Below are 20,146 nucleotides of genomic sequence, written 5' to 3'. Positions count from 1 at the left end.
ACGCGAACAGGGACGTGAGGACGATGCATTCCGAGGTTCAGGCGCTGATCGCGCGGAGCAACCGGCTCGGCGCCGATCCGACCACCACGAACTACGCCGGGGGCAACACCTCGGCCAAGGCCCAGGTCACCGACCCGGTCACCGGCGGGCCCGTCGACCTGCTGTGGGTCAAGGGCTCCGGCGGTGACCTCGGGACGCTCACCGAGGCCGGGCTGGCCGTGCTGCGACTGGACCGGCTGCGCGCCCTCGTCGACGTCTACCCGGCCGATGCCGGCTCGGGCAACCCGGTCGATCCTGAGCGGGAGGACGAGATGGTCCCGCTACTGGATTACTGCCGGCACGGCCGGGGCGGAGCCGCGCCGTCGATCGACACGGCGATGCACGGGCTGGTCGACGCGGCGCACGTGGACCATCTGCACCCGGACGCCGGCATCGCCGTCGCCGCCGCCGCCGACGGGCCCGAGCTGACCAAGGAGATCTTCGGCGACCGGGTGCTCTGGGTGCCGTGGCGCCGGCCGGGTTTCCAGCTCGGGCTCGACATCGCCGCGGTGGCGCGGGCCAACCCGCAGGCGATCGGTGTGATCCTCGGCGGGCACGGCATCACCGCCTGGGGGGCGACCAGCGAGGAGTGCGAGCGGCACTCGCTGGAAATCATCCGGACCGCCCAGTCGTACCTCGACGAACACGGCCGGGCGGAGCCGTTCGGCCCGGTGATCGACGGGTACGCGCCGCTGCCGCCGGACGAGCGGCGGGCCCGCGCGGCCGCCCTCGCACCGGTCCTGCGCGGCCTCGCCTCCACCGACCGGCCACAGGTTGGCCACTTCATCGACAGTGACGTGGTGCTCGACTTCGTGGCCCGCGAACGGCATCCCGCGCTCGCGGCGCTCGGCACCTCCTGCCCGGACCACTTCCTGCGCACCAAGGTGCGTCCGATGGTGCTCGACCTGCCGCCCACCGCGCCACTGCCCGAGACGCTCGACCGGCTCCGGGAACTGCACGCCGCCTACCGCGACGACTACCGGGCCTACTACGAGCGGCACGCCACCTCGGACAGCCCGCCGATGCGCGGTGCCGACCCCGCCATCGTCCTCGTGCCGGGCGTCGGCATGTTCAGCTTCGGCGCCAACAAGCAGACCGCCCGGGTGGCGGGCGAGTTCTACGTCAACGCCGTCAACGTGATGCGCGGCGCGGAGTCCGTGTCCCGGTATGCCCCGATCGACGAGGCCGAGAAGTTCCGCATCGAGTACTGGGCGCTGGAGGAGGCGAAGCTCAAGCGGCTGCCCAAGCCGAAGCCGCTGGCCACCCGCGTCGCCTTCGTCACCGGTGGCGGCTCCGGTATCGGCCGGGCCACCGCCCACCGGCTCGCGGCCGAGGGCGCCTGCGTGGTGGTCGCCGACCGCGACGCCGAGGCGGCGGCCACCGTGGCCGCCGAGATCGGCGGCGCCGACGTGGCGGTCGCCGTCACGGCCGACGTCACCGACGGGACGGCCGTCGCCCGTGCCCTGCGCGCGGCGGTGCTCGCGTTCGGCGGGGTGGACCTGGTCGTCAACAACGCCGGGCTCTCGATCTCGAAGCCGCTGCTCGAGACGACCGAGGCGGACTGGGACCTGCAGCACGACGTGATGGCCAAGGGCTCGTTCCTGGTCTCCCGGGAGGCCGCACGGATCATGACGGCCCAGGGGATGGGCGGGGACATCGTCTACATCTCCAGCAAGAACTCGCTCTTCGCCGGCCCGAACAACGTGGCGTACGGTGCGGCGAAGGCCGACCAGGCGCACCAGGTACGCCTGCTCGCGGCCGAACTCGGCGGGCACGGCATCCGGGTCAACGGCGTCAACCCCGACGGCGTGGTGCGCGGTTCCGGCATCTTCGCCGGGGGATGGGGCGCCCAACGCGCCGCCGTCTACGGCGTGCCGGAGGAGAAACTCGGGGAGTTCTACGCGCAGCGCACCCTGCTCAAACGAGAGGTGCTGCCGGAGCACGTCGCCAACGCCGTCTTCGTGCTCACCTCCGGGGAGCTGTCGCACACGACCGGACTGCACGTCCCGGTCGACGCCGGTGTCGCCGCGGCCTTTCTCCGCTGACCCGGGCCGGCGCGGAATGACGACGACGGCGCGGGTGGTGGAGCCGGTGCTCGACGAGGGGGACCTGCGACTGCTGCGGCTGCTGGCGACCGGCCTGCCACTGGAGACGGTGGCCCGGCGGACGGGGCTCTCCGAGCGGACCGTACGCCGACGGGTACGGGCGGTCTGCGACCGGCTCGACGTGGCCGCCCCGATCCAGGCGGTGGTGTGGGCGGTCCGGCGGGGGCTGCTGTGAGCACCCGGTTCGCCGCCGCGGACCTCGGCGCGTCCAGTGGCCGGGTGATGGTCGGGCGGGCCGGTCCGGGCGTCCTCGACCTGACCGAGGTGCACCGGTTCGCCAACGAGTCGGTGCGGCTCGCCGGCACCCTGCACTGGGACATCCTCGCCCTCGCCCGGGGCGTCCTCGACGGTCTGCGGGCCGCCGGGCCGGTGACCAGCGTCGGTGTCGACTCCTGGGCCGTCGACTACGGGCTGCTCGACGCGTCCGGCGCGCTGCTCGGCAACCCCGTGCACTACCGCGACGCGCGTACCGACGGGGTGGCTGAGCGGTTGGCGACGCGGCTGGGGCCGGAACGGCTGTACGCGACGACCGGGTTGCAGCAGCTGTCGTTCAACACCCTCTACCAGCTCGCCGCCGCGAGCGGTACCCCGCAGCTCGACGTCGCGCGGTGGCTGCTTCTGATTCCTGACCTCCTCGTCTACTGGCTCACCGGCGAGATCGGTGCGGAAGTCACCAACGCCTCCACCACGCAGCTCTACGACGTGCGTCGCCGCGCCTGGGCCACCGACCTGATGGCCGACGCCGGGATCCGGCCGGAGCTGTTCCCGCCGCTGCGCGAGGCGGGCAGCCGCATCGGGCCGGTCCTGCCCGCGCTCGGGCTGCCGGGTGCGCCCGACGTCGTGGCCGTCGGCTCGCACGACACCGCGTCGGCGGTGGTGGGCGTACCGGCGTCGGGGCAGCACTTCGCCTACATCTCCTGCGGCACCTGGTCGCTGGTGGGGGTCGAACTCGACGCCCCGGTGCTCACCGAGGCGAGCCGGCGGGCGAACTTCACAAACGAGTCCGGAGTCGACGGCAGCATCCGCTACCTGCGTAACGTCATGGGCCTGTGGCTGCTCCAGGAGTCGGTGCGGGCCTGGGGCGGCGCCGACCTGCCGGACCTGCTGCGCCGCGCCGCCGCCGAACCCGCGTTCCGGTCGGTGGTGGATCCCGACGATCCCGCGTTCCTGCCACCGGGCGACATACCGGCACGCGTCGCGCAGGCCTGCCGCCGCGCCGGCGAACCCGTGCCCACCACGCCCGCCGCCACCGTCCGGTGCATCCTCGACAGCCTGGCGCTGGCGCACCGTCGTGCGGTACGCCAGGCGCAGCAGCTCTCCGGCCGGCACGTGGACACCGTGCACGTCGTCGGCGGCGGCGCCCGCAACTCGTTGCTCTGCCAGCTGACGGCGGACGCCTGTGGGTTGCCGGTGCTCGCCGGCCCGGTGGAGGCGACCGCATTGGGCAACGTGCTGGTGCAGGCGAGGACGGCCGGCGCCGTCGGCGGCGACCTGGCGGCGCTGCGGGCCCTGCTGCGCGAGACCCAGCACGTCGTGCGGTACGAGCCGCGCGGGACGGAGGCGGCGTGGCGCGCCGCGGAGGACCGGATGGCCGGTTGACGGGGAGCGCACCGGACAGGCCGGTCAGAGAACCCGGCGCAGCCACTCCTCCACGCCGGCGACGTGCACGGTGGCCCAGGACCGAGCCAGGTCGGCCTGCCCGGAGGCGACCGCGTCCAGGATGGCGGCGTGCTGCTCGCGGGTCTTGGCGACGGCGCCCTCCTGGGTGAGGCCCCGCCACACCCGCGCGCGGGTGGTCGGGCCGGAGAGGCTGTCCAGCAGCGAGGTGAGCACGTTGTTGCCCGCGCACACCGCGATCAGCCGGTGGAACTCCAGGTCGTTGGCGACGAGCTCGTCGATGGTCGGATCGTCGCCGAGCCCGTCGAGGACGCCGCGCAGCACCGAGATGTCCTCTTCGGTCGCCCGCTGCGCGGCCAGCGCGGTCGCGCCCGGCTCGAGGATCCGCCGGACCTCGAGGAACTGCAGCACGGTGTCGTCCCGGTGGAAGTCGACGACGAAACTCAGCGCGTCGAGCAGCAGGGCGGGGTCCAGGCTCGTCACGTACGTCCCGTCGCCCTGCCGTACGTCGAGCACCCGGATGAGCGACAGCGCCTTGACGGCCTCGCGCAGGGAGTTGCGGGACAGGCCGAGCCGTTCGGCCAGGTCCGGTTCGCGTGGTAGCCGGTCGCCGGGGCGCAGCTCCCCGGCGAGGATCATCTGTTTGATCTTGTCGATCGCCTCGTCCGTGACAGCCACGTTCGCCTCCGCCTTCTTCCGCACCGCAGCGTATGGGACTGCTCAGGGCCGGAGCCGGTAGGTCCGCACGGCCGTATCGCCGAACACCGCCGACCGCTCCCGCGCGGTCAGTGGTGGCAGCGCCTCGACCAGCGCGGACAGCACGCTCAGGTAATCGGCGGCGAGCCGGCACACCGGCCAGTCCGAACCGAACATCAGCCGGTCCGGGCCGAACCGGTCGACCGCCTCGGTCACGAACGGCCGCAGGTCGGCCGCTAGCCACCGGTCCCGATCCGCCTCGGTGACCAGCCCGGAGAGCTTCGCCGTCACGTTCGGTCGCGCGGCGAGCGTGCCGAACGCACCCGACCAGGCGGCCAGTCCGTCCGCGCCGTCGCGGATCTGTGGCTTGCCCAGGTGGTCGAGGACGAACCGCAGCTCGGGCACGTCCCGGGCGGCCCGGGCCACGGCGGAAAGCTGGTCGACCCGGCACACCACGTCGAAGGCCAGCCCCGCGTCGGCGATCGTGCGCAGACCGCGCCGGACCGGTGGCCGGTCCAGATACGCCGGATCCGTCTCGGCCTGCAGCTGCGGACGTACGCCGACGAGCAGGTCGCCGCCGGGCAGCCGCCGGTATCCGGCGAGCACGTCGGCGAGCGCGGGGTCGGCGGGGTCCGCCCAGGCCACCACCCCGGCGATCACGGTCGACCGGTGCGCGTACCCGAGCAGCAGGGCCGCCTCGTCGGCGTCGCAACGGCCGCCCTCGACCAGGACGGTCCGGTCGACGCCGGCCGCCGCCAGCTCGGATGCCAGGTCCTCCGGGCCGAACGAGCGCCGGATCGGGTCGAGTTCGGGTGCGTCCAGCCAGCGGTAGCCGTCCTCGATCCGCCACAGGTGGTGGTGCGCGTCGACGATCATGCCGCCACCACCGGGGACGTGGGCAGTGCGGCATCCGGGCGCAGCAACCCCTCGGCGACCAGCTCCGCCCAGAACTCGCCGGGTGGCGGCTGCGCCGCCGCCAGCGTGGCGTTGCGCCGGACCTGTGCCGGATCGTGTGCGCCGACCACGACCGTGGCGACGGCCGGGTGCGCGGCGGCGAACGCGAGCGCGGCGGCCGGCAGCGTCGTCCCGTGCCGGGCGCAGACCGCGGCGATCGCCCGGGCCCGGGTGAGCACCGCGTCCGGCGCCGCGGCGTACTCGTACGGGAGCCCGGGATGCGGGTCCGGGACGGCGAGCAGGCCGCTGTTGAAGATTCCGGAGTTGAGCACCGAGACGGCCCGCCGCTGACACTCCGGCAGCAGCGCGTCGAGCGCGGGTTGTTCCAGCACCGTGTAGCGGCCCGCGACCATCACCGCGTCGACGTCGGTCTCGGTGACGAACCGGTGCAGCACCTGCGACTGCTTCGACCCGACACCGAGGGCGCCGATCACGCCCTGGGCGCGCAGTTCGTGCAGCGCCGGATACGCCTGCTCCAGAGCCGGCGCCTGGTGACCCTCCGGGTCGTGGATCAGCACGACGTCTATCCGGTCGAGGCCGAGCCGGGTCAGGCTCGCCTCCAGCGACCGGCGCACCCCGTCCGCCGTGAAGTCCCACACCCGCCGCTGGTCGGCCGGCACGTGGAACCCCTCGGGGTCCCGCCGGCCGGCCCCGGACCGGTCCGGTACGAGCAGCCGACCCACTTTCGTGCTGACCGCGTACGCCTCCCGGGGCATCGTGCGTAGCGCGTCACCGAGCCGGCGTTCGGAGAGCCCGAGACCGTAGTGCGGCGCGGTGTCGAAGTAGCGGATGCCGCAGTTCCAGGCGGCTCGCACGGTGGCGGTCGCGTCCGCCGCACCGATCGGCGTGTAGAGGTTGCCGAGCTGTGCGCAGCCCAGACCGACCCGGCTCACGGTCACCTCGGACCGTCCCAGCCGGACGCCTGTCACGACGGCGCCCGATCCGCCGCGGTGGGCAGCGCCCACACCAGCGCGAGCCCGCTGTCCGTGCCCGAGTAGTCGTCCGTGACGTCGAGCAGCGCCGCCATGCGGGCCTGCCAGGCGACGTTCGCCGGGTGGTCGCGCAGCTCGTCTCGCATCCGGCGGTAGTCCTCGACCTCCACCAGGTGGAACAGGTCGAGTCCGTCCCGCCAGATCCACCAACCGTGTACGCCCGCCGCGCGGATCGCGGCCGCCAGTTCCGCCGGAATGGTCGCGTGGACGTCGTCGTACTCGTGTTCGCGGCCGGGCTTGAGCCGGGTGTGCAGGGCGATCCGCCGCATCGGCGCGCTCCTCTCCGCTGCCGTCGGGGGCCGCCGGCGGCGGCCGGGGTGATCAGTCCTGGGCCTTGCCGGAGGTGAGCCGGGCCAGGATCAGCGCGACCAGGATGATGGCGCCGTAGATGGCCTGGATCCACTGGGCGGAGACCCCGGCGAGGGTCAGGATGTTGTTGATCAGGCCGAGGACGACGACGCCACAGAGCGCGCCGAAGAGGGTTCCCTTGCCGCCGTCGAGGCTGATCCCGCCGATGACCGCCGCCGCGAAGACGGTGAAGATCATGCCGTCGCCCTGCGCCGCTGCGACGGAACCCAGGCGACCGGTCATCAGCAGGCCGGCGAGCGCGGCGAGCAGGCCACCGATCATCAGGACCACCCAGACCACCCGGTCGGTGCGGATACCGGCAGCCCGGGCCGCGTCGGTGTTCCCGCCGATCGCGTAGACGGACCGGCCGTGCCGGAAGTAGCCGAGCGCGACGATGCCCAGCACGAAGAGGCTGCCGCTGATCCAGATGGAGGCCGGTACGCCGAGCCACACCGCGCTGCCCAGGTAGAGCACCGAGGGTGGGATGTCGAACAGGTTCTGCCCACCGGTGATCCCGATCTGCAGGCCACGCAACACGATCAGCATGCCCAGCGTGACGATGAACGCGGAGAGCTTGAACCGCAGGATCAGCAGCCCGTTGAACGCCCCGATCGCCAACCCGGTGAGCAGGCAGAGGCCGATGGCCAGGCCGGCCGGAAGCTCGGTGCCGAGCCCGTTGCTTGCCGCCGGGATGACCAGCGCGACGGCCAGCGCCGGTGCCAGCCCGATGGTCGACTCCAGCGAGAGGTCGAACTTCCCGGCGATGAGGATGATCGCTTCGGCGAGCACCAGCAGTGCCAGCTCGGTCTGCTGTTGCAGCACGTTGGTGATGTTGGCCGCGCTGAGGAACACCGGGTCGATGAGCGCGCCCACCACGACGAGCAGGAGGATCGCGGGAACGAGCGCGAAGTCCCGGAGCCGGGCCAGGGGTAACCGACCGCCACCCGGCCGGGTGCCGCCGGTCCTCGGTGGCTTGGCGATCGTCTCGGTGCCGGTCACGGCTGCTCCATTCCCTCCACTGCGGACACCAGGTCGGCGTCCGTCCAACCCCGGGGCACGTCCCGGATCACCCGTCCGTGGAACATGACCAGCACCCGTTCGCACGAGCGCAGGTCGTCCAGTTCGTCGGAGACCACCAGCACGCCGGCGCCTCCGGCCGCGGCCTCGTCGACGGCGCTGAGCAGGGACGCCTTGGACCGGACGTCCACGCCGGCGGTGGGGCTCACCAACACCAGCGCCTTCGGGTCGTTGGCGAGCGCGCGGGCCAGAACGACCTTCTGGGCATTGCCGCCGGAGAGGTCGCTGACCGGCTGGTGCGGCCCGTCGGTCTTGATGTCGTACCTCCGGATCATCCGCTCGGCGGTGGCCTGCTGCCGTGCGGGGGCGATGATCCCGGCGGGGCCGAGGCGGCCGGCGATCGGCATCGTGGCGTTCTCGGCCACCGACAGCAACGGCACGAGGCCCTCCCGGTGCCTGTCCTGCGGCAGGTAGCCGAGCCCGGCGGCGAGTGCGGCGGGCACCCGGCCCGGCTTCGGGGCGTTGCCGGCGATGGTCACCGTTCCGGCGTCGGCCCGGCGCAGCCCGGCGATCGTCTCGGCGAGGGCCACCTTGCCGCTGCTGCCCGAACCGATGAGCCCGACCAGCTCGCCGGCGCGCACCGTGAGGTCCACGCCCTCGTAGTGCCCGGCGAGCCGCAGGCCGCGTACGTCGAGGACGACGGGTGCCGTGGCCGGTACCGGTGGCCGCGTACCGCCTGCCGCGAGCGCCCGGCCCGTCTCGCCGGTCATCGCCGTGACCAGTTCGTCGCGGGAGAGCGCGTCGACGGGCTCGGTGAGGATGTGCCGCGCGTCGCGCAGCACGGTGACCCGCTGGCAGACCTCGTACACCTCCTGGAGGTGGTGCGAGATGAACAGGAAGGTCACCCCGGTCGACTGGAGTTCGCGCATCCGGTCGAAGAGCCGGTCGATGGCGGCGGCATCGAGCTGCGCGGTCGGCTCGTCGAGGACGATGAACCGGGCGCCGAACGAGAGCGCCCGGGCGATCTCGACGAGTTGCCGCTGCTCGACGGTGAGCGCGCCGGCGAGCGCGGCCGGGTCGACGTCGACCCCGTAGCCGGCCAGCAGGTCCGCGGCGCGGCGTCGCAGCCCGCGCCAGTCGATGACGCCACGGCCGGCCTGCCGGTTGAGGAAGAGGTTCTCCGCGACGGTCAGCGTGGGAATGATCGTGGACTTCTGGTAGACGCAGGCGACGCGCTGCCGCCAGGCGTCCCGGTCGGCGAGCGACGGCGCCGGAACGCCGTCGAACCGGATCTCGCCGCTGTCCGGCCGCTGGAGCCCGGTCAGGATCGACACCAGGGTCGACTTCCCGGCGCCGTTGCGGCCGACCAGCGCGTGGGTCTCACCTGCCTGGACGGCGATGCCGGCGGAGTGCAGCGCCACGGTCGCCCCGTACCGTTTCGACACATCGCGTGCCTGCGCGGCCGGGGGCCCGGCCGCGGTGCCCGCGGTCTGCTCGTGACTGGTCATCACTTGCCTATCTGGTTTCCCCAGAGCGCCGGGTCGTCGACGTTCTCCTTGGTGACCAGCGGCGCGGCGAGCTGGTCCTCCAGGCCGTTGTCGATGTCGATGATCGTGCTGTCGTGGTCGGTCGGACCGGCCTGGAAGGTCTTGCCCTCGGCTGCGGCCTTGGCGTAGTAGAGCGCCCACTTGGCGTAGAGGTCGGCGGGCTGGGAGACCGTGGCGTCGATCTCGCCCTTGCGGATCGCCTCGAACTCCTGGGGGATCCCGTCGTTGGAGACGATGAAGATGTGCTTCGGGTCGGTCGGCGGGACCAGCAGGTTCTTCGACCGGAGCACCTGCAGCGTCGGGGCCAGGAACACCCCGCCCGCCTGCATGTAGACGCCGTTGATGTCGGGGTGCTGGGCGAGGCGGGTCTGCAGTGCGGCCGCGGCCTTGGCCCCCTCCCACTCGGTCGGCTCCTCGAAGATCGTGATCCCGGGGAACTTCGTCTTCATGCACTCCGCGAACGCCTCCGAGCGGTCCCGCCCGTTGATCGAGGAGAGCGAGCCCTGGAACTCGATCACCTTGCCCTTGCCGCCGAGCTTCTCGCCGAGGAACTCGCAGGCCTTCTGCCCGTACGCGCGATTGTCGGCGCGCACCACCATGAAGACCTTGCCCTTGTCGGGACGGGTGTCGACCGAGACCACCGGGATCTTGCGGGACTCCAGGTTGCCCAGGGTGGAGGCGATCGCACCGGTGTCCTGCGGGGCCATCACGATCGCCTTCGCACCCTGGCTGACCATCGCCTGCACGTTCGCGACGAGCTTCGAGACGTCGTTCTGCGAGTTGGTCGGCGACATCAGGTTGATGTCGTACTCGTCGGCGAACTTCGGGACGTACTTGGTGTAGGAGTTCCAGAAGTCGGAGTCGGCGCGGGGCAGGTCGATACCGATCTGCGGGCCGGACCCGCTCTGGCCGCCCGCACCACCCGACGACGAGTCACCACAGGCGACGGTGCCGAGGGCGAGGACCGCGGCCAGCGCTAGTCCGATCGGGGTCTTGGCGGCATGTCTCACGGTGGTCCTCCAACGGTGTGGATGCGGTGGGGTTCTCGGTGGCAGCCGGACGCGGGCAGTTCATACCTCCGATGCCTATCAATGAATGTCCATGCCCGGCAAGGGGCGATGCGGACGCTTGCGGAGCAGGTCCGGCACTGGTCGTACGACGTACATCGGATGTTCCGGGAGCACGGCGACCGCCCACGTCGTCAGCGGGGCGGCGGATCGGGACGCAGCCGCAGCCCGTGCATCCCGCCGTCCACGGCGAGCACGCTGCCGGTGGTCGCCGCGGCGAGCGGACCCGCCAGGTAGGCGATCGCGGCGGCCACCTCCTCCGCCCGGACGAGGCGGCCCGTGGGCTGGCGGGCCCGTAGCGCGGCGAGTTCCGCCGGTGGATCCGCCGCGGCGTCGAGCAGCCGGCGCACCCAGGGCGTGTCGACAGTTCCGGGGCTCACACAGTTCACCCGGATGCCCTCCCGGATGTGGTCGGCCGCCATGGCGAGAGTGAGCGCCTGCACGGCGCCCTTGCTGGCGCTGTAGAGTGCCCGCTGCGGCAGGCCGGCCGAGGCGGCGATGGAGCAGGTGTTGACGATCGCCGCGTGTGCCGAGGCACGCAGGTGGGGCAGCGCCGCCCGGGTCACCCGCGCGATCCCGACCACGTTGACGTCGAGCACCCGGTGCCACTCCTCGTCGGAGTTGTCCTCGACGCTGCCGCGCGCGCCGATCCCGGCGTTGTTGACCAGCACGTCGATGCCACCCAGCGCGTCCGCCGCGGCGGCGACAGCCGCCCGTACGCTCTCGTCATCGGTCACGTCGGCGGCGAGCCCGAGCAGCGGCTCGGGCACGCCCTCCGGGTTCAGGTCGAGGCACGCCACCCGGGCGCCACGCTCGGCGAGCAGGGTCGCGGTGGCCAGGCCGATGCCCGACGCCCCGCCTGTCACCAGCGCCGCCAGGCCGGCGAACTCGTCACGGAGGCCGCTCACGATGCCATCTCCGGTCCGGGTCGTCCCGGCTCCGGGGTTCCTCCGACCGCCTCCTCGGCCGGGGCGGCCCCCGACCAGACGCGGCCGTGCGGGTACGCGTACTCGGCCAGCGTCCGGGGCCGGATCGTCGTGCTGAACCCGGGCGCAACGGGCGCGACGTACCGGCCGTCGCGGATCACCACCGGGTCGACGAAGTGCTCGTGCAGGTGGTCGACGTACTCGATGACCCGGTCGGTCATCTCGCCGGAGACCGCCACGTAGTCGAACATCGCCAGGTGCTGCACCAGCTCGCAGAGACCCACCCCGCCGGCGTGCGGGCAGACCGGTACGCCGAACTTCGCCGCCAGCAGCAGGATCGCGACGTTCTCGTTGACCCCGGCGACGCGGGTCGCGTCGATCTGCAGGTACGAGATCGCGTCGAGCTGGAGTAGTTGCTTGAAGACCACCCGGTTGGCGACGTGCTCGCCGGTGGCGACCCGCATCGGTGCCAGCTCCCGGGCGATCGTGGCGTGGCCGAGCAGGTCGTCGGGGCTGGTCGGCTCCTCGATCCAGTGCGGGTCGAAGCGTGCCAGCTCGCGCATCCACCTGATTGCCGTGGGCACGTCCCACCGCTGGTTGGCGTCGACCGCGATCGGGAAGTCCGGCCCGCAGGCCTGCCGGGCGATGGTCATCCGCCGGACGTCGTCGGCCAGGTCCGCGCCGACCTTCAGCTTGATCTGGCCGAAGCCGTCGGCGACCGCCTCCTTGCAGAGCCGGCGCAGCTTCTCGTCGTCGTAGCCGAGCCAGCCCGGTGAGGTGGTGTACGCGGGATAGCCGGCTCGCAACAGGTGTTCCTCGCGCTCGGCCCGGCCGGGCTGCGCCGCCCGCAGGAGCTGCAGCGCCTCCTCGCGGGTCAGGGCGTCGTCGAGGTAGCGGAAGTCGACGAGGTCGACGAGTTCCTCCGGGCTCAGCCGGCTCAGCAGGCGCCACACTGGCAGGCCCTCCCGCTTGGCCCGCAGGTCCCAGAGCGCGTTGACGACCGCCGCGATCGCCATGTGCATGACGCCCTTCTCCGGGCCCAGCCACCGCAGCTGCGAATCGTGTACGAGTTCCCGCCAGAACCCGCCCAGGTCGGCGAGGACCGTGGCCACCGGCCGGCCCACCACGTAGGGGCGCAGCGACGCGATGGCAGCCGCCTGGACGTCGTTCCCGCGTCCGATCGTGAACGCGAACCCGTGCCCCTCGTGGCCGTCCCCGACGTCGGTGCGCAGCACCACGTACGCGGCGGAGTAGTCCGGATCGGGGTTCATGGCGTCGGAGCCGTCCAGCGACCGCGAGGTCGGGAAGCGGACGTCGGAGATCTCCAGCTCGGTGAAGATCATGCCTGCGCCACCACCTGACGCTGCCGGCCCAGGCCGTCGATCTCGACCTCGACGACGTCGCCCGCCGTCAGATACGGCTTCGGGTCCGGCTGGCCCATAGCCACCCCGGCGGGTGTGCCGGTGTTGATCACGTCACCCGGGTGCAGCACCATGAACCAGCTCAGGTAGCGCACGATCTCCGCCACCGGGAAGACCATGTTTTTCGTGGTGCCGTCCTGCCGGGTCACGCCGTTGACCCTGAGTCGGAGCCGGAGGTCCTGCGGGTCCGGGATCTCGTCGGCGGTCACCAGCCAGGGGCCGAACGGGTTGAAGGTCTCGCAGGACTTGCCCTTGTCCCACTGGCCGCCGCGTTCGTGCTGGAACTCCCGCTCGGACACGTCGTTCGCGACGGCGTACCCGGCCACGCAGGTCAGCGCCTCCTCGGCGGTGGCCAGGTAGCGGGCCGGTCGGCCGATGACCACCGCGAGCTCGACCTCCCAGTCGGTCTTCGTGCTGCCTCGGGGGATCAGCACGGCATCGTCGGGGCCGACGACCGTGTCGGGCGCCTTCAGGAAGACCACCGGTTCGACGGGCAGCGGGAGGCCCGTCTCGGCGGCGTGGTCCCGGTAGTTCAGGCCGATACAGACGATCTTTCCGGGACGCAGTGGCGGCCCCACGCGTAAGCCGGCGCTGTCGAGCACCGGCAGCTCGTCCACCGGGACCGCGGCGAGCCGGGAGAGTCCACCGGCCGCCAGGAAGGCGGCGTCGAGGTCGTCGACCACCCCGCGCAGGTCGCGTAACCGTCCGGTCTCGTCCAGTAGCGCCGGAGTTTCCCGGCCCGGCGCACCCACCCGCAACAACCTCACGCGTCGCTCCCAGGACTGTGTCGCAGTTGCCCAGCAATACATCCGATGTCTATCAGCGACCCATGGTGCTCCACAAGACCAAACGATAGACGAAAGTCGCATCGACAGCGCTGAGCGGGCGTGCGTGCTCCTGTTGTCAGCGAGGTTGTGCAACGCCGCCAGACGATAGATCGATGAAGATGAGTTCTTGTTGTGGCGCGGCATCCTTTGTAGCCTCGAGCTGAGACATCCGAGGTGCCGCGATGCTCGGCCCTTGGCAGCGCAGCCCGCCAAAGTCCATCCCGGCCCTCGGACGATCCGGAGACACCCATGGACGACCTCTCCCGGTGGCGACACCCGCCGCGCTCGGCAGCGATCCTTCTGGTGGCCGTGCTGGTCGCGACGCTTCCCGTCTGGTCCGCACCGCCTTCGGCCGCTGCCACGGCTGCCACCCCCACCAGCGCCACCGCCGACCCGCTCACCCTGTGGTACGACGAACCGGCCGCCGACTGGGAAACCCAGGCGCTGCCAATCGGCAACGGCGCGCTCGGCGGCATGATCTTCGGCCGGGTCGCCGACGAGACAGTCCAGTTCAACGAGAAGACGCTGTGGACCGGCGGACCGGGCTCGGCCGCCGGCTACAACTTCGGCAACTGGACCTCCCCGCGCCCGGGCGCCATCGAAGAGGTCCAGCGACTGATCAACGAACGGGGCCGGCTGGCTCCGGAGGAGGTGGCGAGCCGGCTCGGCCAGCCCAAGAGCGGGTTCGGCTCGTACAACACCTTCGGGGAGCTGTCGTTGCGGCTCGCCGAGGACCCGGGCCCGGTCCAGGAGTACCGCCGCGAGCTCGACATCGGCCGGGCCGTGGCGAAGGTGTCCTACCTCGACGACGGGGTGCGGTACACCCGGGAGTACTTCGCCAGCCACCCCGACAAGGTCCTGGTGGTCCGACTCACCGCCGACCAGCCGGGCCGGATCGGCTTCACCGCCGGTGTCACCGCGCCCGGCAACCGGTCCAAGGCGATCACCGCCAGCGGCGGACGCATCACGTTCGCCGGCGCGCTCAACGACAACAAGCTCCGGTACGAGTCCCAGATCCAGGTGACCGCGGAGGGTGGCGCCGTGACCGACGGCACCGACGGCACGGTCACCGTACGGGAGGCCGACGCGGCCACGCTGGTCCTGGCCGCCGGCACCGACTACGCGTCCCGCTACCCGAGCTACCGGGGCGCCGACCCCCACGCGGCGGTCACCGCCACCGCGGACGCGGCGGCGCGCAGGACGTACGCCGATCTGCTCGCCGCGCACGCCGCCGACCATCGTGCCCTGTTCGACCGGGTCCGGTTGGACATCGGCCAGGCGATGCCGGACGTGCCGACCGACGAACTGCTGCGCGCCTACACCGGCGGCGCCGCCCCGGCCGACCGCGCGTTGGAGGCGCTCTTCTTCCAGTACGGCCGCTACCTGCTGATCGCGTCGTCACGGGCCGGCTCGCTGCCGGCGAACCTCCAGGGAGTCTGGAACAATTCCACCAACCCACCCTGGGACGCCGACTACCACGTCAACATCAACCTGCAGATGAACTACTGGCCGGCCGAGCTCACCAACCTCTCGGAGACCACCGCGCCGCTGTTCGACTACGTCGACTCGATGGTCCCACCGGGCCAGGTGACCGCCCGGGAGATCTACGGGAACCGCGGCTGGGTGGTGAACAACGAGACCAACATCTACGGGTTCACCGGGCTGCACAACTGGGCCTCCTCGTTCTGGTTCCCGGAGGCCGGGGCGTGGCTCGCCCAGCACTACTGGCAGCACTACCAGTTCACCCGGGACCAGCGGTTCCTGTCCGACCGCGCGTATCCGGTGATGAAGCAGCTGGCGCAGTTCTGGCTCGACGAGCTTGTCGTCGACCCACGCGACGGCAAGCTCGTCGTCTCACCGAGCTACTCACCGGAGCAGGGCGACTTCACCGCGGGCGCATCGATGTCGCAGCAGATCGTCTGGGACCTGTTCACCAACACGGTCGAGGCCGCCGGAATCGTTGGCGGCGACAACGCCTTCCGCAAGGAGCTGCGAGCCGCGCTGGCCAACCTCGACCCGGGCATCCGGGTCGGCTCGTGGGGGCAGTTGCAGGAGTGGAAGGAGGACCTGGACGACCCCGGGAACGAGCACCGGCACGTCTCGCACCTGTTCGCCCTGCACCCCGGCGCCGAGATCTCGGCGCTGGACGACCCGGAGCTGGCCGACGCGGCCCGGGTCTCGCTCACCGCGCGCGGCGACGGCGGCACCGGCTGGAGCAAGGCCTGGAAGATCAATTTCTGGGCCCGGCTGCTCGACGGCGACCACGCGCACAAGATGCTCACCGAGCAGCTACGGCAGAGCACCCTCGCCAACCTGTGGGACACCCACCCGCCGTTCCAGATCGACGGCAACTTCGGTGCCACCTCCGGCGTCGCGGAGATGCTGCTGCAGAGCCAGAGCGGCGAGGTTCACGTCCTCCCGGCGCTGCCCAGCGCCTGGCAGGACGGCTCGATCAGCGGGCTGCGCGCCCGCGGCGACCTCACCGTCGACACGACGTGGTCGGCCGGTGCCGCGACCGAGATCGCGGTGACCGCCGGGCGGACCGGGGAGGTGCAGCTGCGCAGCCCGCTCTTCGCCGGGCCGTTTCGGATGGTGGACGCCACGACCGGCAAGCGGGTCGACGCCGAGGCCCGCGGCGAACGGCTCACGTTCGCGGCCAAGGCCGGGCACCGCTACGTCGCCACCGCCGGAGTCCGCTTCACCATCGACGCCCCGGCGATGCTCGAAGCCGACCAGCCGGGGACGGTCTCGGTGACGGTCGACGCCGCGCAGAACCTGCCGCCGTCCCGGCTGACGCCGGCCCTGCCGACCGGATGGAACGTGCGTCCCGCCCGGTTCGAGGTGCCGCGCCTGCGCTCCGGCGACTCCCAGGTCTACCGGTTCACCGTCACCCCGACCCGGGACGCCGCGCCCGGCAGGAACCGGATCGAGGCGCGGTTGGTCAACGACAGGTGGCGGGCATCCGCGTGGACGGCCATCGCCCTGCCCGTACCGCCGCCGTGCGCCCGGCCGGACCCGGGCCGGCCGCTCGTCGCCTGGGATCCGGAGAGCGGCGACACCATCGCCGACCGGTCGCCGAACAGACGCACGGCCACGGTGCAGACCGGTGCGGCGTACGTCGCCGACGGGCCGACCGGCACCGCGCTGGCCCTGGACGGCGCCCGCTACCTGCGGACCGCCCCCACCACGCTGGGCTTCCTGGAGACCGCCACCTTCGCCGCCGAGGTCAAGGTGACCACGAGCGGCAGCTACCGGCGCCTGTTCGACTTCCAGCCCAGCGGCGATCCGGGCACCGACGGGGTGCTGATCGACCTGACCCCTGCCAACCAGGTGCGGTTCATCGGCTCCGGCACCGGCGTCACCACCAACGCCACCGTGCCCCTCGGCCGGTACGTCGACCTGGTGGTCACCATGGACGACGCCGGCTCCGTCACCGTCTACCTCGACGGTCGACAGGCCGGCACGGCCAAGGTCCCGGACGGCGGCATCGTCGGCTGCGCCACCCGGGAGCTGCGTTTCGCCGCCGATCAGGGCGGCGGGCAGCGGCTCACCGGCGAGGTGGACCGGATGGCCATCCTGCCCGAGGCGCTCCCAGCCGATGCGGTCAGCACGTGGCAGAGCCGTGCCTTCGGCTGACTCCGCCGCCCGCCGGGACGCCGGCAGCCGTCCTGGCCGGCCCCCGGTCCGACCGTTGCGTGAAGGTGGCCGAACTGATCGAATAACCGCGGCCGGTGCGCGTCGGGCCGGCCCGAACCCGAGAGGCGGGTGACGATGCGGATCGCGCTCTTCGTGACGTGCCTGGCGGACACACTCTTCCCGGCCGCGGCCGAGGCGACCGTGCGGCTGCTGGAACGGCTCGGCCACCAGGTGGTCTTCCCGCCCGAGCAGACCTGCTGCGGGCAGATGCACGTCAACACCGGCTATTCGGCGCAGGCCCTGCCGCTGGTACGCCGCCACGTGCGCACCTTCGAGCCGTACGACGTGGTGGTCGCCCCGTCCGGCTCGTGCGTCGGCTCGGTACGGCACCAGCACCCCGCGGTGGCCCGCGGGGCCGGTGACGAGCGGCTCGCCGAGCGCGCCGAGGCGGTGGCGGGACGCACCTACGAGCTGTCGGAGTTCCTGGTGGACGTGCTCGGGGTGACCGATGTGGGCGCCTACTATCCGCACCGGGTGACGTACCACCCGACATGCCACTCGCTGCGGATGCTGCGCGTGGCGGACCGGCCACTGCGGCTGCTGCGGGAGGTGCGTGGCCTCGACCTCGTGGAGCTGCCGCAGGCCGAGCAGTGCTGCGGTTTCGGCGGCACCTTCGCCGTGAAGAACGCCGACACCTCCACCGCCATGCTCGCGGACAAGCTGCGCCACGTCCTGTCCACCGGCGCCGACGTCTGCACGGCCGGTGACGCCTCCTGCCTCATGCACATCGGCGGCGGGCTGTCCCGGCTGCGCACCGGCGTACGCACGGTGCATCTGGCGGAGATCCTCGCCGCGACCGAGCGCGACGGCACCACCGGCCGGACCGGCCGCACGGCGGTGCGGGCATGAGCCGCACCTTCCTCGGCATGCCGGCGACCGCGCCCCGCGGAGTCGGTCACCTGCGTGGTGAGGAGCCCTTCCCGGCCGCCGCCCGGCGTGGCCTCGCCGACCCGCAGCTGCGGCGCAACCTGGGACACGCCACCACCACCATCCGCGCCAAGTCCGGCGCGGTCATCGGTGAGCTGCCGGACTGGCAGGCCCTGCGCGCGGCCGGCTCGGCGATCAAGGCGGACGTGCTGGCCCGCCTGCCGGAGCTGCTCGAACAACTGGAGGCGGCGGTCACCGCAGCCGGCGGCACCGTGCACTGGGCGGCCGACGCGGTGGAGGCGAACCGGATAGTCACCGACCTGGTCGCCGCGACCGGCAGCGATCGGGTCATCAAGGTCAAGTCGATGGCGACCCAGGAGATCGGCCTCAACGAGGCGCTCGAGGCGGCCGGCATCGCGGCGGTGGAGACCGACCTCGCCGAGCTGATCGTGCAACTCGGCGAGGACCGGCCGAGCCACATCCTGGTCCCGGCGATCCACCGGAACCGGGCCGAGATCCGCGAGATCTTCCTGCGCGCCATGCCGGGCGTCGACCCGTCGCTCACCGACGACCCGCCCGCCCTCGCCGCCGCCGCGCGCCGCTTCCTGCGCGAGACGTTCCTGGCCACGCGGGTCGCCGTCTCCGGCGTCAACTTCGCCGTGGCGGAGACCGGCACCCTCGCCGTCGTCGAGTCCGAGGGCAACGGACGGATGTGCCTGACCCTGCCCGAGACGCTGATCACCGTGATGGGCGTCGAGAAGGTCGTGCCGACGTGGCGTGACCTGGAGGTCTTCCTGCAACTGCTGCCCCGCGCGTCCACCGGGGAGCGGATGAACCCCTACACGTCGATGTGGACCGGTGTGACGCCCGGCGACGGACCGCAGGCGTTCCACCTGGTCCTGCTCGACAACGGGCGCAGCGCCGTGCTGGCCGACGAGGTGGGCCGGCAGGCCTTGCACTGCATCCGCTGCTCCGCCTGCCTCAACGTCTGCCCGGTCTACGAGCGGACCGGCGGGCACGCGTACGGGTCGGTCTATCCGGGTCCGATCGGTGCCGTGCTGTCGCCGCAGCTCACCGGGGTGGAGGACAATGCCTCCCTGCCGTACGCCTCGACGCTCTGCGGCGCCTGCTACGACGCCTGCCCCGTGAAGATCAACATTCCGGAGCTGCTGGTGCACCTGCGTGACCAGGTACCCCATCCGAGGTCCGAGGCCGCGGCGATGGCCGCCGCCGCGTACGTCATGGACCGGCCGGCGCTCTACGCGGCGGCGCAGCGGGCGGCCCGGCTCAGCCGTCTCGCCGGCCGCCGCGGTCGCGGCCTGCCGCCACCGCTGTCCGGGTGGACGATCGGCCGTGACCTGCCGCAGCCGCCACCGCGGACGTTCCGCGAATGGTGGGCGCAGCGGTGAACGGCCGGGAGGAGGTCCTCGCCCGGCTGCGTGCCGCCCGCGGCGCCCAGCCGCGCGAACCGGCCGAGGTGCCACGCGACTACCGGCCGGCCGGCGCCACCGTCGACCTTGACCTGCTGGTGGACCGGCTCACCGACTACCGGGCGACCGTGCACCGGTGCGCCGAGCCCGAGGTGCCGGGGGTCGTCGACGCCGTCCTCGGCGGCCGCCGGATCGTGATCCCGCCGGCGCTGCCCCGGCGGTGGCTGCCCGCCTCGGTCACCGCGGTGACCGACGACAACCTCACCACCGAAGAGATCGCCGCCACCGACGGGGTGGTCACCGCCGCGGCCGTGGCCGTCGCCGAGACCGGCACGATCGTCCTGGACGGCGCCCCCGACCAGGGCCGGCGGGTCATCACGCTCCTGCCCGACGTGCACCTCTGCGTGCTGCGTGCCGAGCAGGTGGTCGCGGGGGTGCCGGACGCGGTGGCCCGGCTCGACCCGCGTCGCCCGTTGACCTGGATCAGCGGTCCCTCCGCCACCAGCGACATCGAACTGAACCGGGTCGAGGGAGTGCACGGCCCCCGGAACCTGCACGTCGTCCTCCTGGCTCCCTGACGCCGCCGTCCGCCGCCTG

General features: G+C 72.4%; 17 protein-coding genes. 7 read left to right on the top strand and 10 right to left on the bottom strand.

Annotation, left to right across the window (positions count from 1 at the left end; genetic code table 11):
- Positions 1–23 precede the first annotated feature (23 nt).
- The 3 genes from BXA10_RS08585 to BXA10_RS08575 are packed head-to-tail and all read left to right on the top strand — an operon-like array spanning position 24 to position 3,743.
- Positions 24–2,084, top strand: a complete 2,061-nt coding sequence (locus BXA10_RS08585; protein ID WP_076469526.1) for a bifunctional rhamnulose-1-phosphate aldolase/short-chain dehydrogenase — start codon at positions 24–26, stop codon at positions 2,082–2,084.
- 16 nt (positions 2,085–2,100) lie between these two features.
- On the top strand, positions 2,101–2,319 hold the full coding sequence (locus BXA10_RS08580; RefSeq protein WP_076469524.1) for a helix-turn-helix domain-containing protein: 219 nt from the start codon (positions 2,101–2,103) through the stop codon (positions 2,317–2,319).
- Complete coding sequence (locus tag BXA10_RS08575; protein ID WP_245828177.1) at positions 2,316–3,743, top strand: rhamnulokinase; 1,428 nt, start codon at positions 2,316–2,318, stop codon at positions 3,741–3,743. Before BXA10_RS08580 ends, BXA10_RS08575 begins: the two co-directional genes overlap by 4 nt.
- Positions 3,744–3,767: 24 nt before the next feature.
- Here BXA10_RS08575 and BXA10_RS08570 read toward each other — a convergent pair whose 3' ends face one another.
- The 10 genes from BXA10_RS08570 to BXA10_RS08525 all read right to left on the bottom strand — a co-directional run bounded on the left by BXA10_RS08570 (position 3,768) and on the right by BXA10_RS08525 (position 13,496).
- Positions 3,768–4,439: a FadR/GntR family transcriptional regulator gene (locus BXA10_RS08570; protein ID WP_076469944.1), complete on the bottom strand. Its 672-nt coding sequence runs from the start codon at positions 4,437–4,439 to the stop codon at positions 3,768–3,770.
- Between the two features lie 42 nt (positions 4,440–4,481).
- Positions 4,482–5,333 carry an amidohydrolase family protein gene (locus tag BXA10_RS08565; RefSeq protein WP_076469522.1) on the bottom strand — a complete coding sequence of 284 codons (852 nt, stop codon included), beginning with the start codon at positions 5,331–5,333 and terminating at the stop codon, positions 4,482–4,484.
- The gene (locus tag BXA10_RS08560) at positions 5,330–6,304 is read right to left on the bottom strand and encodes an aldo/keto reductase (RefSeq protein ID WP_245828176.1); all 975 of its coding nucleotides are present in this window, start codon (positions 6,302–6,304) and stop codon (positions 5,330–5,332) included. The genes BXA10_RS08565 and BXA10_RS08560 overlap by 4 nt, the downstream gene beginning before the upstream one ends.
- Positions 6,305–6,336: 32 nt before the next feature.
- Positions 6,337–6,672 carry an L-rhamnose mutarotase gene (locus BXA10_RS08555; protein ID WP_076469520.1) on the bottom strand — a complete coding sequence of 112 codons (336 nt, stop codon included), beginning with the start codon at positions 6,670–6,672 and terminating at the stop codon, positions 6,337–6,339.
- 52 nt (positions 6,673–6,724) lie between these two features.
- Positions 6,725–7,750 carry an ABC transporter permease gene (locus tag BXA10_RS08550; protein ID WP_076469518.1) on the bottom strand — a complete coding sequence of 342 codons (1,026 nt, stop codon included), beginning with the start codon at positions 7,748–7,750 and terminating at the stop codon, positions 6,725–6,727.
- Positions 7,747–9,276 carry a sugar ABC transporter ATP-binding protein gene (locus BXA10_RS08545; RefSeq protein WP_076469516.1) on the bottom strand — a complete coding sequence of 510 codons (1,530 nt, stop codon included), beginning with the start codon at positions 9,274–9,276 and terminating at the stop codon, positions 7,747–7,749. Before BXA10_RS08545 ends, BXA10_RS08550 begins: the two co-directional genes overlap by 4 nt.
- Positions 9,276–10,325, bottom strand: a complete 1,050-nt coding sequence (locus BXA10_RS08540) for a sugar ABC transporter substrate-binding protein (protein WP_084752375.1) — start codon at positions 10,323–10,325, stop codon at positions 9,276–9,278. Before BXA10_RS08540 ends, BXA10_RS08545 begins: the two co-directional genes overlap by 1 nt.
- Before the next feature lie 191 nt (positions 10,326–10,516).
- Entirely contained in the window at positions 10,517–11,290 is a 774-nt protein-coding gene (locus BXA10_RS08535) for an SDR family NAD(P)-dependent oxidoreductase (RefSeq protein ID WP_084752372.1), read from the bottom strand.
- Positions 11,287–12,651, bottom strand: coding sequence for an L-fuconate dehydratase (locus tag BXA10_RS08530; RefSeq protein WP_084752369.1), 1,365 nt, complete (start codon positions 12,649–12,651; stop codon positions 11,287–11,289). Before BXA10_RS08530 ends, BXA10_RS08535 begins: the two co-directional genes overlap by 4 nt.
- Positions 12,648–13,496, bottom strand: a complete 849-nt coding sequence (locus BXA10_RS08525; protein ID WP_076469514.1) for a fumarylacetoacetate hydrolase family protein — start codon at positions 13,494–13,496, stop codon at positions 12,648–12,650. Before BXA10_RS08525 ends, BXA10_RS08530 begins: the two co-directional genes overlap by 4 nt.
- A 309-nt stretch (positions 13,497–13,805) precedes the next feature.
- On the opposite strand from BXA10_RS08525, the gene BXA10_RS08520 reads away from it, so the two are divergent.
- The 4 genes from BXA10_RS08520 (at position 13,806) to BXA10_RS08505 (ending at position 20,127) form a co-directional block, all read left to right on the top strand.
- On the top strand, positions 13,806–17,192 hold the full coding sequence (locus BXA10_RS08520; protein WP_076469511.1) for a glycosyl hydrolase family 95 catalytic domain-containing protein: 3,387 nt from the start codon (positions 13,806–13,808) through the stop codon (positions 17,190–17,192).
- 135 nt (positions 17,193–17,327) lie between these two features.
- Positions 17,328–18,101 carry a (Fe-S)-binding protein gene (locus BXA10_RS08515; RefSeq protein WP_076469940.1) on the top strand — a complete coding sequence of 258 codons (774 nt, stop codon included), beginning with the start codon at positions 17,328–17,330 and terminating at the stop codon, positions 18,099–18,101.
- The gene (locus BXA10_RS08510) at positions 18,098–19,528 is read left to right on the top strand and encodes a lactate utilization protein B (protein ID WP_076469508.1); all 1,431 of its coding nucleotides are present in this window, start codon (positions 18,098–18,100) and stop codon (positions 19,526–19,528) included. Before BXA10_RS08515 ends, BXA10_RS08510 begins: the two co-directional genes overlap by 4 nt.
- A complete protein-coding gene (locus tag BXA10_RS08505; protein WP_076469506.1) occupies positions 19,510–20,127 on the top strand; it encodes a LutC/YkgG family protein in 618 nt (205 codons plus the stop codon). The genes BXA10_RS08510 and BXA10_RS08505 overlap by 19 nt, the downstream gene beginning before the upstream one ends.
- The last annotated feature ends 19 nt before the right edge of the window (positions 20,128–20,146 follow it).

It is taken from the genome of Micromonospora avicenniae, assembly GCF_900156065.1.
Classification (GTDB): Bacteria; Actinomycetota; Actinomycetes; order Mycobacteriales; family Micromonosporaceae; genus Micromonospora; species Micromonospora avicenniae.
Note: the sequence above shows the minus strand (reverse complement) of the source record. Positions and strands in the feature narration are given on the sequence as shown.

Bases quoted from the DNA above. Each gene is read 5' to 3' on its own strand.
- BXA10_RS08520 (WP_076469511.1), top strand. From the start codon at position 13,806: ATGGACGACCTCTCCCGGTGGCGACACCCGCCGCGCTCGGCAGCGATC.
- BXA10_RS08565 (WP_076469522.1), bottom strand. From the start codon at position 5,333: ATGATCGTCGACGCGCACCACCACCTGTGGCGGATCGAGGACGGCTAC.
- BXA10_RS08585 (WP_076469526.1), top strand. From the start codon at position 24: ATGCATTCCGAGGTTCAGGCGCTGATCGCGCGGAGCAACCGGCTCGGC.
- BXA10_RS08515 (WP_076469940.1), top strand. From the start codon at position 17,328: ATGCGGATCGCGCTCTTCGTGACGTGCCTGGCGGACACACTCTTCCCG.
- BXA10_RS08580 (WP_076469524.1), top strand. From the start codon at position 2,101: ATGACGACGACGGCGCGGGTGGTGGAGCCGGTGCTCGACGAGGGGGAC.
- BXA10_RS08545 (WP_076469516.1), bottom strand. From the start codon at position 9,276: ATGACCAGTCACGAGCAGACCGCGGGCACCGCGGCCGGGCCCCCGGCC.
- BXA10_RS08530 (WP_084752369.1), bottom strand. From the start codon at position 12,651: ATGATCTTCACCGAGCTGGAGATCTCCGACGTCCGCTTCCCGACCTCG.
- BXA10_RS08505 (WP_076469506.1), top strand. From the start codon at position 19,510: ATGGTGGGCGCAGCGGTGAACGGCCGGGAGGAGGTCCTCGCCCGGCTG.
- BXA10_RS08510 (WP_076469508.1), top strand. From the start codon at position 18,098: ATGAGCCGCACCTTCCTCGGCATGCCGGCGACCGCGCCCCGCGGAGTC.
- BXA10_RS08555 (WP_076469520.1), bottom strand. From the start codon at position 6,672: ATGCGGCGGATCGCCCTGCACACCCGGCTCAAGCCCGGCCGCGAACAC.